15 protein-coding genes are annotated in these 14402 nt (G+C 46.3%); all 15 read right to left on the reverse strand.

Annotation, left to right across the window (positions count from 1 at the left end; all coding sequences use genetic code 11):
* Positions 1-8 precede the first annotated feature (8 nt).
* Positions 9-368 (reverse strand): replication termination protein, encoded by a 360-nt coding sequence (locus tag C8268_RS01000; protein ID WP_106765947.1) that lies wholly within the window; start codon positions 366-368, stop codon positions 9-11.
* 330 nt (positions 369-698) lie between these two features.
* The gene (locus tag C8268_RS01005) at positions 699-1883 is read right to left on the reverse strand and encodes an acyltransferase (protein ID WP_106765948.1); all 1185 of its coding nucleotides are present in this window, start codon (positions 1881-1883) and stop codon (positions 699-701) included.
* A 176-nt stretch (positions 1884-2059) separates the two neighbouring features.
* Positions 2060-2602 (reverse strand): general stress protein, encoded by a 543-nt coding sequence (locus tag C8268_RS01010; protein WP_106765949.1) that lies wholly within the window; start codon positions 2600-2602, stop codon positions 2060-2062.
* A gap of 69 nt (positions 2603-2671) precedes the next feature.
* The gene (gene hrpB / locus C8268_RS01015; protein WP_106765950.1) at positions 2672-5182 is read right to left on the reverse strand and encodes an ATP-dependent helicase HrpB; all 2511 of its coding nucleotides are present in this window, start codon (positions 5180-5182) and stop codon (positions 2672-2674) included.
* 81 nt (positions 5183-5263) lie between these two features.
* Positions 5264-5641 carry a DnaJ family domain-containing protein gene (locus C8268_RS01020; RefSeq protein WP_106765951.1) on the reverse strand — a complete coding sequence of 126 codons (378 nt, stop codon included), beginning with the start codon at positions 5639-5641 and terminating at the stop codon, positions 5264-5266.
* A 157-nt stretch (positions 5642-5798) separates the two neighbouring features.
* Positions 5799-6599: an SDR family oxidoreductase gene (locus C8268_RS01025; RefSeq protein ID WP_106765952.1), complete on the reverse strand. Its 801-nt coding sequence runs from the start codon at positions 6597-6599 to the stop codon at positions 5799-5801.
* Positions 6600-6712: 113 nt separating this feature from the next.
* Positions 6713-7324, reverse strand: coding sequence for an ABC-2 transporter permease (locus tag C8268_RS01030; RefSeq protein WP_158702652.1), 612 nt, complete (start codon positions 7322-7324; stop codon positions 6713-6715).
* Complete coding sequence (locus tag C8268_RS01035) at positions 7296-8210, reverse strand: ABC transporter ATP-binding protein (protein WP_234032638.1); 915 nt, start codon at positions 8208-8210, stop codon at positions 7296-7298. Before C8268_RS01035 ends, C8268_RS01030 begins: the two co-directional genes overlap by 29 nt.
* Before the next feature lie 2 nt (positions 8211-8212).
* Complete coding sequence (locus tag C8268_RS01040; protein WP_106769789.1) at positions 8213-8590, reverse strand: GntR family transcriptional regulator; 378 nt, start codon at positions 8588-8590, stop codon at positions 8213-8215.
* A gap of 165 nt (positions 8591-8755) precedes the next feature.
* Complete coding sequence (locus C8268_RS01045; RefSeq protein ID WP_234032639.1) at positions 8756-9547, reverse strand: hypothetical protein; 792 nt, start codon at positions 9545-9547, stop codon at positions 8756-8758.
* Between the two features lie 50 nt (positions 9548-9597).
* Positions 9598-10350: a vWA domain-containing protein gene (locus tag C8268_RS01050; protein WP_106765955.1), complete on the reverse strand. Its 753-nt coding sequence runs from the start codon at positions 10348-10350 to the stop codon at positions 9598-9600.
* A gap of 27 nt (positions 10351-10377) precedes the next feature.
* Complete coding sequence (locus C8268_RS01055; protein ID WP_106765956.1) at positions 10378-12480, reverse strand: serine/threonine protein kinase; 2103 nt, start codon at positions 12478-12480, stop codon at positions 10378-10380.
* A gap of 154 nt (positions 12481-12634) precedes the next feature.
* Positions 12635-12910, reverse strand: coding sequence for a WXG100 family type VII secretion target (locus C8268_RS01060; RefSeq protein ID WP_106765957.1), 276 nt, complete (start codon positions 12908-12910; stop codon positions 12635-12637).
* Between the two features lie 144 nt (positions 12911-13054).
* Positions 13055-13567 (reverse strand): WXG100 family type VII secretion target, encoded by a 513-nt coding sequence (locus tag C8268_RS01065; protein ID WP_106765958.1) that lies wholly within the window; start codon positions 13565-13567, stop codon positions 13055-13057.
* A gap of 27 nt (positions 13568-13594) precedes the next feature.
* Entirely contained in the window at positions 13595-14401 is an 807-nt protein-coding gene (locus C8268_RS01070) for a hypothetical protein (RefSeq protein WP_106765959.1), read from the reverse strand.
* Position 14402 lies beyond the last annotated feature (1 nt).

The following is a 14402-nucleotide window of genomic DNA, read 5'->3' on the forward strand; positions in this document are numbered from 1 at the left end:
CCTTTTCCTTAATAGTTATCTATTACCGCTTTATTCAATATAGCTAAACACCGATCGAGATCATTTTTCACTTGTTTCTTATAAAGCTTTGCTTTTTCAACACCATCATCGGTAAAATGATACAGAACAATTTCCTGGAAATCGACTTTCGGGTCATTGCCTTTCAGCTGTTTCGTTCGATAAAAGACCCCTTCCTGCACCAGCTCATGAAGCGCCCGGTAAATCTCGCTTTGCGGCGGAGAATAACCGTACTTTTTAAACTCCTGCCGCATTTCTTCCAGCATCTGATACCCATACCCCCGCTGCTGCTCCACCATCGTTATAAGATATAATTTAATAAATGCCCTTTGAGCGATCATAAAAGCCATCCTGCCGCCTCCTTTACGCTTTTGTACCATTATAAACCACCATTTCCCACTTTGCACAATAGGACTCAAACTGCTCCTTTTTACGAATTGTTATATACGAAATAAGAATGCGTAACAGAAATGATGACGAAGTGCACGGTAAAATATTCACCTATTATGAATTTTTTATATATTGAAATATTATTATGTAATTAGTGGGAAGCATCGCGGCATGAAAATCTGTTCACCTACAAAAATAGGCCAACCAGAAAATTCACTGGTTGACCTAATCATACGAAAATCCGCCTATCAGGCAGCTTTCCTATGATTCATAAAGTCTAAATCATGTAATTACATTTTCGCCGAGGTGTCAAGCTTTCGCTCAACTCCTGCATGCTTCCGTCTTTTTGTAACCGGCACTCCCGCCAACCATTTCCCTGAGGGTATCAGCGCAAACAAACGCGCACCCAAGTAGGCAAGCACAGCGCTAATCACCCACGAAGAAAAAATCCGAACTGCAGAGGGCATGGAGATCATGAAGCTTTCATCAAATATATAGCTGATGCGCAAAGTCAGTAAATGCATCAGATAAGCTCCAAAAGAATACATCCCTACACTCGACAGCACAGCATTGACTTTTCTGCCAGCTCTTTTGCATATCCAGCTTGCCAAATCATACATCGACAGTATAGAACTGATGAGAAACAGCGCCATCTCCGGTCTTAACAATGATAGGGAGTAAAATGTAATAAGCTCTCCTTCTGCCAAACGTATCTCATGAATTCCTTGCATCAGAAGAAAGCCAAACATAAATGCAAAGACGGTCCAATACATAAATCTGGCCTTATGAATCCACTTGGACCACATCTCCGGATTCATTCCAGCCGTAGCCCCCAGTATAAAATAAAAGAAAAAATTCAATGCGTTTCGATCGGCATAGGTCGTAAACAATTCACTTATAACCGGAATGTTGAACCTTCCTACATAGCTTCCTATATCAGAGATATAAGCTGTCATAACGATAAACAACATACCGGTTACAGCAAGTAGCACTATATTGATACGATGTGTAAAGCGGCTGGATATACCGCGTATGATAAAACGGTAAATCGGATATAACAGGTAGAACTGGAACAGCATGATCATATACCATAGATGTGAACTTGCCTTTCCTGTCACGAGCATTTCCCCGAGCGTTGACCACCCTTCCAGATCACGTAAGTAAAGAGTTCCATCCACCGCCATATGAATGACCGTCCAGACAACAAACGGGATATAAATATAAATGATGCGTTTTTTAACAAATTGTCCGTATTGAAGCTGTCCTGAATCATTATAGAACAGCACCATGCCCGTTATAAAAATAAAAGCAGGAACAGCGAACTTTGAAGCGATCAGCAGCACAGCCATCAAAATGCCGTCCCGCTCCGTCATTCCTTCAGCCACCGAATAATGAGCAATCGAATGTTGCAACACGACGGCCAGAAAAGCCATTCCGCGCAGACGTTCAATTTCCAGTATTCTCTCTTTCCGCATATGTTCTCTCCCCGCTGCTAGTAAATTGCTACTTCATTATAAATGAAAGAAACATAGGAACGGATTGTAAAATTGATTCCATATTTACCGTTTTTTACTTTACTTACAGCAAGAAGTCCGGCTCCTTGACTAAGAGCCGGACCAACTGTTATCAGCTTATGAACCGCTGTATCCTATTACAAACTCGTTCCGCGTGGCGGAAGTCCACCATCTTCCCCATAGGTTTCATATCGGTCTGCATTCAACGAACGATTTGTACGGAAAGCATGATAAATATCGCTATCATATCGGCCAGCATCAACCAGAACGAGTATACGCCCCTGATCGACATAGGTCTCATATTCCTTAGCTTCATCCTCCGGAATGCCGAGCCCGATCAATCCTCCAACCAATCCACCTGCCCCTGCTCCTACAGCAGCTCCGGCAAGCGTAGCAGCGATAGGGCCTGCTGCCAGAACAGGTCCAATTCCCGGGATGGCTAACGCGCCGATACCAGCCATCAGACCAGCCACTCCGCCAAGCACACCACCCGTAGCAGCACCTGTTGCTACCCCTTCCGGCGCTTTCGTTCCGGTCTCTTCCGTGACGGCTTCAACATCTCGATTATCCTTGGCAATAATGGAGATGGCATCCGTAGGGACACCCCGGTCTTGTATTTGCTCAATAGCTTTAGCGGCCTCCTGCTCTGTTTCAAACACACCAACGATCTTCTTTTCCATCATAAATACCTCCTGCCATTTAGGATATCCATCATTACCCGATTGGCAGGAGGTCAAAACGTCATATGATTACATCTTTGCTCTTGTGCGGCTTGTCGGTATGGCCTGAAGCGGATCGTCTGGCCAATAATGCTTTGGGTAACGTCCTTTCAAATCTTTTTTCACTTCAAAATAACCATTGTTCCAAAAGCTGGATAAATCCGAGGTCACCTGAACCGGCCTGTGAGCAGGCGATAGCAGATGGATCGTTAATGGAATTTTTCCACCTGCAAGACGAGGTGTTTCAGCCAATCCAAACATCTCCTGCAGTCGAACTGCCAAAAACGGATATTGTGGGTTCGAATAATCTACAGGGATGGAAGATCCGCTCGGCACTTTAATATGTGTCGGCGCTTCCTTGCGAAGTAGCTGACGCTGCTCCCATGTTAAAAGATTCTCAAGAATTACGGCGGTCTTCAAGCGCTGCAACTCCTGACGGCTTCGAGCGCCCTCCAAATACGGCTCCAGCCATTCCTCAAGTGTGTCCAGCAGCGCTTCATCCGAAACATCCGGCCAATCCGCGTTATATCGCTTCATAAATGCCATTCGCTGTCTCAACTGCACCGCCTGCTTGTTCCATGACAGCAGCGATAGACCTTCTTGCCGAATCCCTTCCACTACGGCTGCTGAAACCTCCTCAATCAGCGGCTGGGCATAAACCTGCTCTTTGATTGTAATGGCTCCAAGCGTTCTCTTCATTCGTGCACGAACCCCGCCAGCCGAGGAATCCCATGTCACTTCTTTGACGTCAAGGATATCCTCTCCATGATACAGTTCAATCAAGTCCGCTTCTAATGAGGCAGCCAAATGTATGCTGCCCTCCGTCCCTTTATCGTCTACCGAAGCGACAACAATATATTTCTTTCGGCTTAAATGCTGAACCGATTTCAAAGCAGCGCCCCGTCCATTACGGAGCAAGAAGCTTCCATCTCCCCGGTTTTTAGCGATTCTATCGGGGTAAGCAAAGGAAAGCAAAAGACCGCACAAAGAGACGTCTAATGAACGTTCACCCTTTAATTGCAGATGTTGGGACAAATTACGTATTTCCTGAAACAGCCGCTTCATCAAACCTTCCGATCCGTTTATTGAAGCCGAAGCAGTGATCTGCCCCTGCTCCATGTGCAAAAGCCGTTCAATCCTCGATTGGATATCACTGTCAGCAGCCGCTTCTGAAGCGCTAAAAAGGTCTCGCTCTTGCAGCAAAACAGCAAGCCTACAGGCCAATTCACCTTGTCCAAGCTGTTTGCCCATAAGGAGCATATGAGAAAGTCTAGGGTGTATTCCAAGCTCCGCCATCTGCCGGCCGTGAGGGAGAACTGCTCCATCAGCGTCAAGTGCCCCCAGCTGCTGAAGAGAATCTCTCCCTTGCTGAAAAGCAGCTGACGGCGGTACATCCAGCCACGACAGCTCCGCGGGATCCTTCTCTCCCCATACAGCCAGCTCCAGAGCCAGCGGGGTGAGATCAGATTGCCGAATAGCCGGGATGTTGCTTTCAGGCAAATGACGATGCTCCTGCTCACTCCAAACCCGGTAGCATTTCCCGGGTCCAAGCCTGCCTGCTCGTCCGCGGCGTTGATCAGCCGACGCCTTTGACACTCGCCTTGTAACCAGCTGCGGCAAGCCTGTTCTCGGTGAAACGACTTCGGTTCTCATCCAACCGCTGTCTACAACGACGCGGATACCTTCTAAGGTGAGACTGCTTTCTGCAATGGAAGTGGACAATACAATCTTCCGGCGTCCTTCACGATCAGGCTGTATCGCTTCATCCTGCTTGTCCGTAGACAGCTGGCCAAATAGTTCACGTACAACGATATTTTGAGGCAAATCGATACTTCCAAGCTCTCGAGCTGTACGGCGAATCTCACGTATCCCGGGCAAAAAAACGAGAATATCGCCATCGCTTTCCAAAAGTGCCCGAGAAATAACCGCTGCTACCCCCTGCTCCATTCGCTGTGACGCAGAAATAGGCACATGTACTGTTTCGACAGGATAACTTCTACCCGCACAGTGAATTACCGAAGCATCGCCAAGCAGAGCGGCTACAGGTTCAGCTTCCAATGTAGCTGACATCACCAGCAATTTTAAATCCGGACGAAATACGGACTGTGTCTCGAGCGCCAATGCAAGGCCGGTATCCGCATGAAGATTACGCTCATGAAACTCATCAAAAATGATCATGCCGATATCGGGCAGCTCCGGATCGCTCTGTAGCATCCGGGTAAGGATACCTTCGGTCACAACCTCAATCCTCGTCTCCGAACTTACACGACTGTCCATACGCACACGATATCCTACGGTCTTTCCTACCGCTTCACCTAGTAATGAAGCCATGTATGAAGCGGCGGACCGCGCTGCAAGCCTTCGCGGCTCAAGCATAATGATCTTTTTTCCGCTTAACCATGGTTCGTTCAGAAATGCAAGCGGTGTTTGAGTCGTTTTCCCCGCACCCGGCTCAGCAATCAGAACAGCGGAAGCCTGTTTTTTAAAACTGTCTTTAAGTTGTGGTAGTACCTTAAAAATGGGAAGCTCATTTCTATTCATCGTTCTGTTCCTGACCTTTACATTTTGCAAGATAATCTTGCTGTTTCTTTCGGTATCGTTTTTGAATCTATCATCGATCCATTATTTTTGTGTTAGCCGCTCCTTGATCTGTGCTTCATATTGGAGAAAGGCTCCGCTAGTTCCGAGTCCCCGCTGCTCCATCAACATTTGCAGGCGCAGGCTTTTCTCGTTAAGCTGCTTCCTGTGCTTCTCTTTCTCCGCTTCACTGCTGCAGGCGTGTAAAAGATCATGAAGCCGTACACACTCCTTGCGCAGGCTGACCTCCTCCGGCACGAAGCCGGCATTTTTCAATATGCGATAAGACATTCGGAGGTCCTCCGGAACATGGGACAGATCATCCACAGGCAGCGGCTTGCCTCTATATGCTGTATTGTTAAGTTCACCGTTTCGGATGGCTTCCTCAATTTTTTGTTCGGCCAACCGGGAAAACATACTCATGGCTGAAGCCTCCATTTCATTTTATAACTATTTTACTATCATAAATGATTGGAGCATGAAAAGAAATAAGAGCCATTTTTCCAGTTTTAAAAAAAGAAGAAACCGCAATATCTGCAGCTTCCTCTTTATAAACACAACCGTATTTGCATCCTTAAGCTTAGTGAAGAAGGGATTCAGCCCCATCGATGAAAATTTGAGAACCGGTAATATGCTTGGATTCATCCGAAGCAAGAAACGCTACCAAATTGGCAACGTCCTCCGCTTGGCCCGGTCCTTCTGCAAGTGGCTGCCCTCCTTTCGGGAACTCAATCGGAATGACGATATCTTCAAGGTCTCCTTGTTTTTTAGTGCTCTGATCAATATTCGTTGAAATGGCGCCGGGACATATGACGTTCACGCGGATTTTGAACCTCGCAAGCTCCAGGGCTGCCATCTTGGCAAATGCGACTTGGCCAGCCTTTGTCGTACTATAGGCGATCATGCCAAAGCCTGTAAACACGCGTGTCCCATTTACGGAGCTCGTAATGATAATGCTGCCTTGTCCTCTTTTTTTCAAATGAGGCACCGCATATTTAACTGTCAAAAAAGTACCGCTCAGGTTGATGTTAAGCGTCTTTTGCCAGTCCTCCAACTTCATCTCCTCAATCGGAGCCAAAACTCCATTAATCCCCGCATTCGCAAACACAATGTCGATGCCCCCGAAAATTTCTACCGATTCAAGGACCGCTTTTTCTACACGCCCCGGGTCTGATGTATCCACATCGAATGAACGTGCACAGCCTTCACGAATCGCATTCAGTTCCCGCTCGACGTCATTTGTCCGATCATTCATTAGATCAAACAAGGCAACATTTGCGCCTTCTTTTGCAAGCTTAACCGCCGCCGCTTTACCAATGCCGGAGCCGGCTCCCGTAATGATTGCTGTTTTCCCCTGAAATCGGGCATCTTTGTTATTCATCATACCCATCTCCTTTTTTACGCAGGCAATGTGATCCTATCTGTCACAAGATTACCCAAAAGACGGGGGTTTATAAGCGGGTAGTGTAATTTTTTATTGAACACGGCAAGGCTTTAAAAATCTTTACGACGGAATATAGCTACAGAAAGATGAAATGAAGGAACGAGGAATATCCCTATCAGAGCGATCGTAAAAACATACCCAGCTCCCGAATTCAAGAACAGCTCCATTCGTCTAAACACTTCGATATCTGATGTAAATATCCCCATAGTCGCCCCGAGAATAATCAGCCATGAGAAACTAAGAAGAAGATGCCCTCCTTTAGGCCCCACCCAATAATAAAGCGGGTAGTACACGGCCATAAATATACTGAGTGTAAGGAAAGTAAGAATAACGTTCTGCATCTCAGGATCGGTACCGCGTATATAAGAACCTCCTAAATAAAATAGAGCGGCTAGAGCCATACCAACCATCATGTAAAACCCGGAAGACACATATTTGCCAAATACCATTCCTATTCGAGAGAGAGGCAGGCTGCCCAAATACTTATGAAACGGTCTAAGATCGGAATTGGACACGAAAATGATCATGGTCGCAGGAACGATCGTTAACAGAAAGTTGCTGCTATCGAGCGTCGAATAGATCAATAAATACAGCAGAAAAAACCATTTATATTTTCGAATCACCATCCAGTCTTTACGTATAAATAGCTTCAGATTGCCCAAATCTTCTCTCTCCTTTCGATGTAAAATACATAATATCCTCAAGGGTAGGCCGCTCATAAAACACACTGTCTCCAAATAAAGCAACCGCTCGACTTCTGTCCGAAGAAAGTCCTTCAAACCCGTGATCGGACTCTCGAATACCAACTAACTCCTGCCTGATATCCGCATCCAAAAGTTCTGGATTTCCTTTTACAACAACATAACGATCGATGATCTCATCCTTTATATCGCTAAATACGACACGGCCACGGTTAATAAATGTTACATAATCCGCAATACGATCCAGATCATCCGTGTTATGAGTTGAAAAAAGAATACTCCGGCTCTCGTCCAAAATATATTCATTAAACAGGTCAAGAAGATCTCTTCTGAATACAGGGTCCAGGCCCGCTGTAGGCTCATCCAATATCAATATTTGCGGTTTTCTTGCCATAGCCAAAGCGATGGCGAACTTCATCTTCATCCCTTTTGAACAATCCCTCATTTTCTGATTGCCTGAGAGCTGGAACACTTCCATCATTTGACGTAAATGCTCAGTATTCCATGTCTTGTAGAACGGCGCTGTCATCTTAATAATTTCATTTAGGGTTAAAAAATCATAAAAAATGTTCTCATCCGAAACATAACCGATCGTTTCCTTAAAAGATCCTTCGTCAGATATATAACGCTGTCCGTTCCGTTTTATTTCACCTTGATCCGGTATAACCATGCCCATGATCATCTTGATGATCGTGCTCTTGCCTGCTCCATTCGGTCCAATCAAGCCAGTAATATAGCCTTTAGGCACAACCATTGAAACATCTTTCAACTGAAAATGACCATAGTCTTTGTTTATTCCTTGCAGCTCGATTGCCGGATTCATAGCGATGTCCTTTTCAACAGCCATACTTATGACTCCTCCCGGTCCAGTAATTTGATCATTTCGATCAGCTCGTTCACATCCAGAGGAATATTTCGGCATTCCTCCAGCAGTTCTCTTACTTTATCCTCTACCCAGCGCAGCCTTTGCTCCCGGATCATTTCCATGTTGGAGCCTGATACAAAAGAACCCCTCCCCACTATCGAATCAATCAACCCCTGATTCTCAAGCTCGTTGTATGCTCGCTTTGTTGTAATAACACTAATTCCCAGATTTCTGGCTAATTGGCGAATCGATGGAAGCGGGTCCCCTGGCTTCAACATCCCCTGCATAATGCACTGCCTGATCTGCTTTTCAATCTGCACATAAATCGGCTCGCCGCTTGAATGAGACAAAATAATATTCAAATGAATGGTTTTCACCGCCTTCAAGATTAAGTACTTCCATATCATTAATTCAAAGTGTATATAATAATTTAACGGTGTATATATACACTATATACACTAGTTTTGTTTGTGTCAACGCAAAAAACCAGACCCTTCAGGCCTGGCTTTAAATAAAATATAGTCTTTTCACCACATAATCTCCAGAAAAGAGGCATCATCCTCAAGTCCGCCCGTATGCAGCGCGTTCATTAGTACTTGCACTTGCTCATCCGGAACCCATTCGCTGATCGGGTCCAGATCATTCAATCCATCGCTGTACATCAATAATCGGTATCCAGAAGATTCATCCAGCTTGCGTTCATACACATGCGGTTTACCGCCAACTGGCCCGCTGCGCGTAGACCATCGTTCTGATGTCTTGAATCGATCCCCAAGACACGGTGTCAGCTCCATATGCTCTTCAAACAACCGTAACCTTGAATCTCCTTGCCAAGCAAGCCACAGCTTTCCTTTTCGCTGAAAACGGGACGGTTTCTCGATTCGCCCACATATGTACATCGCTTCACTGCCAAGCCGCTGCTTCTCCTGCAGCACTTCCTTTAGCAGCTGTGGCGTACTGTCTTTCATCTCATAAAAATCAGATTCTTTAGCCGAAGCGGTCGTTAATTCATGCAGTTTTCGTTCAAGCTGATTCTGTGAAAGCTCACTGCCGCTTCGAAGCCATGCCAGCAGACCTCGACCTAAAAAAGAAGATGCAAAATCTCCTCTATAGCTTAAACCAACTCCATCACAAAGAACAAAGCTGCATACTCCGCCATCGATGGCAAATGCCATATAATCCTGGCCTTTCTCTGAGAGCATGACCGTTTCCGCAGCTCTCCCGTATGCATATCGGCAGCTAAAATCCTGCTTAATGCTGGACACGGGCTGTTCTCCCGACTGCTTGCACTCATAATAATACGAATTCTGTAATTTCAATCGACCACCTGTTCTTGTGTTTTGACTAGCACTGGAAGACTTCATAGGCTCTACCTGACCGGTGTCGCTGCTGACATCTGAAAGCCGATGGAGACCAGCTCTGCACATGTTCCAGGAAGCATCATGAGTGCGCCGGGACTTAATTGATAATCAGCTTCCACCAGCATTTCACGATAACTCTCCGGGAGTATAGATGTCATCTTTTTTAATTTTCTGGCATGCTCATCCTCCAGCGTTGTGTCCGGCAATATCCCTTTCCAGCGTCTCGGTTCAGTCACGGGCTCGCTCATCAGATGATCTGAGATAAAAATATTTTCGACTAGCACATTTCCGTCCGGCACACTCATGCTCATAATACGCCGGGCGATCGGCTCAGGATCTTCACCTGTAGATACGCCGTCTGTCATATGGCAGACGAGCGGTGCCGGGCAATCTTGCATATTCGGGATTTCTTTCTGCAGTATTCTCTCCGCTTGAAGAAACGCTTTCGCAGAGTCCGAAAAACGTTTTGGAGTCAGGTCCGGCAAGGAGCCGATCGCTGCGATCTCATCAATGCCTTTAATTCCGTTCAACAGATCGTACACATCATCACTATAAGCAAGCAAAGCTATTCTGTAACGAGGCGTAAGACGATTTCCCTTCGTTGAGCGGAACACCATCTGCCGAATCGCCAAGGACAAAGCATCATATACGATATCAATCCGTCTTCGTCCTTCCATCAGCATATTCATTGAGGCACTGATATCAATCAAATATATTATAAGCGCTGGCGTGCGCTGCGATGCTTGTATCTTGTAGTTCACGTAGAACACCCCTGCATTTTTGATATGTCATAATTTTGGCATCCAAAAATTGTTGTCGTTAATAAAATGTTTAGCATTGTTCAAACGAGCTTGCATACTGCCTACCGTATTGTAATAACCCGCGTCTTTTTGATACATACTGACAAATTCGCGCGCATAATTTTCAGCTCTGTCCTTATTGCCTGCAACCTGAGCATTATAAGCCCTGTTGTACATTGCAATCAGCTCTACAACCGCTTGGGAACGCTGCTTTTTTAACCGCTCTGCCTTTTCTGCCTTGGCTTTGGCCTGAGCTTGAGCTTTGCGAGCCTTTTCTTTATTGGCAGCAGCCGCCTTTTCTGCAGCTGTTCTTGCGGCAGCCGCAGCCTCAGCATCGGCCTGACGCTTCTTCTTTTCTGCCTCAGCCTCAGCTACATTTGCTTCAGTCTTTGCTTGTTTGTCGTTTTCTTCCTGCAGAAGCTTCTTCTTCTTTTTCTCTTCCAACTGTGCGAGATACGCTTCGTACTTCGCCTGTTTGTCATATTTCTCCTGGAACTTAGCCTTTTCTGCAGCTTGCTTCGACTTTTTCTCCTTTTCAGCCGCCAGCGCAGCTTCAGCCTTCTTGCGTTCAGCTTCTTTCTTCGCTTCTTCTTCCTGACGTCTGGCTTCTTCGGCCTTCTGTTTCTCTGCCTCCCGCTGCTTACGTTCTGCCTCAGCTTCTTCGGCTTCCCTAGCAGCAGCTAATTGAGCTTCTTTTTGCTTGGATTCGGCCTTGTCCGCCAAAATACTGTTTACAGTAAAAGCGGAACCTGCCAGAATAACAACAGCCGCAGCGGCAGAAAGCATGAACTTCCTGGAGCGAATAAGTGCTCGCCAGCCTTGGTCACCCGGATCAGGCAGGTTCAGTTGCTGCTCAAGCCCTTGAATCGCCGATGCCAGTTCGACCTCAAGCGGACTGTCTTTTTTCACAAAATGGTATGCCGATCGGAAAATTTCCAGCGCTCCTTGAAGGTTGCCTGCATTCTCTAAATCACGTGCCTGATGAAAGAGACGATCCACAACATCGTCATTGACTTCCCCGTTCCCCGGGATGATTCCAAGCGATTCATGATCAAGCACAGAGGCATCGCCTGGTTCAGAAGACTGCTTCCCATCTTCTTCATCAGCAGAAGAGGCGGCAGCGACTGCATCTTCAGCAGTCTCTTCAACAACCTCTTCCTCAGACACCGCTGACAATGCAACTAACCATTCTCCAAAGGTCGGACAACTGCTCAGGTCCTGGCTGTCCCATGCACGGGTGAACAAATCTGAAATACCCGCACCCCAGCGCTGTCCCAGAGATTTCTTTAACAAGAAATACCGCTCACACGGAGTCTGCATTTCATGCTGGTCAAAATAGCTTTCACCCCATGATTTCCCGACGACCGTCTGATCGCTCCATCCCAGCATTTCAGCTATGATAATGGCCCCTGCAAATCGGTCGGCATAAGCACTCCATAATCCGCTGTGCACCGTACGATGTGCAGCGTAACCGGGCGATCCCGCAAGCAGTACATCGGGCCGATCCATCTTGGGACTATAAATCTGCTCAACATCTACGAGTTCGACAGCTGCAGAGCCCTCGGGTAGCTTCACTTCCGAAAAAAACGGAAGCATGACGTTTGGCGCAGACAAGTCGCAATGTGCCAAACCGCGCTGCTCCATACTTGAACCAATGGCAGCCAGCGCCTTTGCCAACATAAGTGCCTCACCCCGGCCAAGGGTACGCTGGTCACTGATTACATCGAACCATGTAATTCCATGTATCCATGGCATAATTACGGCATACAGCAAGTCCGGGTAATCCGCAATCAAATCTCCGTTTCTTTCGGGAGTGAGCACATCGCGGCTGCATACCTGCAAACCGGGGATTTCCCGGTAATTAGCCATATGCTCCGACTGATATACCATCGCTGGAATTCTGAATTTAGGGAAGAATACCTTAAGAGCTTTCGCCTCGTGTAATTCCCCATTCACGGGCAATAATTGATAAACGATGCCCTGCCTTCCGGCTTGAGCATAGGCCAATCCCGGGGCGGCAGGATGCTGGCCCACCGTATAGGCCGTTCCGTTAATGATGATCTCATCGCCCGGATTCGGCTGAAAAGTCATGAACATCCCCTCTATTCTTCGTTCAATTTTTAAATAGATTCAGGCTTCTGATAGATAGATTCTTCAGGATTGCAAGAAAACCGGGAGTCAGCTTGAGCACCCGGTTTTTCTTGAATTGTGAACTTATGATATACCAATAAAGCCCAATTGAACATTAACGAGATTCGTCTGCCATGCGGAACTTTTGGGCAATCGCCTTCAGCTCTGTGCTGATGCTTTCGAGCGTAAGCACGAAAGAGTTCATCAAGCGGCTAGCTTCCTGAAACTCCTGGAAAAAGCGCTGCTTCGTCATACCGTCCCATTGTCCTTCCATCCCGTTTACGGATTGGGTCAGACTGTTAACGATCTGTTGACTCTGCTCGCTGCTTTGCTTAAATTGGTTTGCAACTTGTTCAACTTGTTCTGGCGTTATTAAAATACGACCTGCCATGTATGTACCTCCTTAAAATTTCGGTTCAGATGTAACAATTGTCATCTTAGCCTATGTTGGTAAGATTTACAAAATGTCCTCAGACCTAATTTCCAGATACCCCCAACGACCCATAAATGAAACCATTTCATTCCATTAAATGAATCAGTAGGCAACACTAACATTAGAAGGGTCGGTGAATGTCCAACCTTGCCCATTTAAAGCAGCTTGCTTGGCTGAGTCTCCGCCATCCAAAGCGTTCATGCCCACCGCAGCTGCGGCCGTGCTTGGATTGGAGATAACAGAACCGGATGTACCCGACTCCGGCAAAATGGAATTTCTTCCTTCTTGCTTGGAAGCCGCAAATAGAGCAATAGGCGAAACCTCACCTACCATGGCATGTTCCAAAATACTTTGATATTGATGATCAGCTTCTTGAAACTGATCGGCTTTCATTTGCAACTGCTTGCCCATCTGTACCAGAAGAGCTCCCAAATTCTCTCCCAGCCGCTGGGCAGACTGCCATTCATCAATAACCGCCGCTTTCATTGAAGTTTCCCAAACAAGCGAACTGATTGCTTGATGAAGTTGATTCGTAATAGCAACGTATTGTTCGCCGGATTGATGAAGCTGACGGCTTAATGCCCGGAGCAACTCCGGTTCGACAGATATACGCATAGGTCCTCACCTTTCATACGGGCTCCGTTACTGCTTCAGCCACATGAGAAGCATGTGATGAAATTGCTCCTTTGTTGCAGGTGCTGCGGTCAGCCAATCCTGATCGCCCTGAAGACTCATACGCAGCAGCCAATTCATGGAATCATCCACGATAAATGCTGCATTTTGACTCTCCCAGTTATACCCGTTCCATTTTGACAGCTGAAGTTCCCCGAAAGAAACCCGGTTTTTCAAACATTTTGCCAGTGCAATCGAACCTTCCATATCATTGGTCAATCTGGCTAACCTGTCGCTGAGTTCATCAAAATTCATATCGGAAGCGCAGGTATATATATCCGAAAATTCCTTTCGACTAAGCAGTAACGCTGGTATTTCCCCCAAAGATTGATCACTAAGAGCCAACTCTTCAACCAATTTGTTACATGTATCTTCAATCGAGCCAAGATCACTAAGTGTATAGCATCGATCATTTGTATCACACTTGCAAACTTGTATAACTTGTTCGTCAGTTACGTGTAAATATCCTTCAAAGGACATTTGTCTGTTCTCATATTTCAACCAACAGGCACGCTCAGCCAGTCCCGCAATGGCAACACGGGAAAACACTTCAGGCGGAATTGACAGTTCTCCGCTTTCCTCACGTATTAAATAGCGCTTTTCGAGAAGTGAATTTTTCGAAGCCTCCCATTCCTCTACAATCTCCTCGGTTAAATATCCGACAAAAGGATCTTCCACCCCAAGGAGACGATCCGAACCAAGAATGCCAGCTAAGAAGAAAAATTCTTTATCATTCAGCGTCACGGTCTCCTGCTTGGAAGCATGAATCGTCAACATT

The sequence above is a fragment of the Paenibacillus faecalis genome (genome assembly GCF_900289175.1).
Lineage (GTDB): Bacteria > Bacillota > Bacilli > Paenibacillales > Paenibacillaceae > Paenibacillus_AQ > Paenibacillus_AQ faecalis.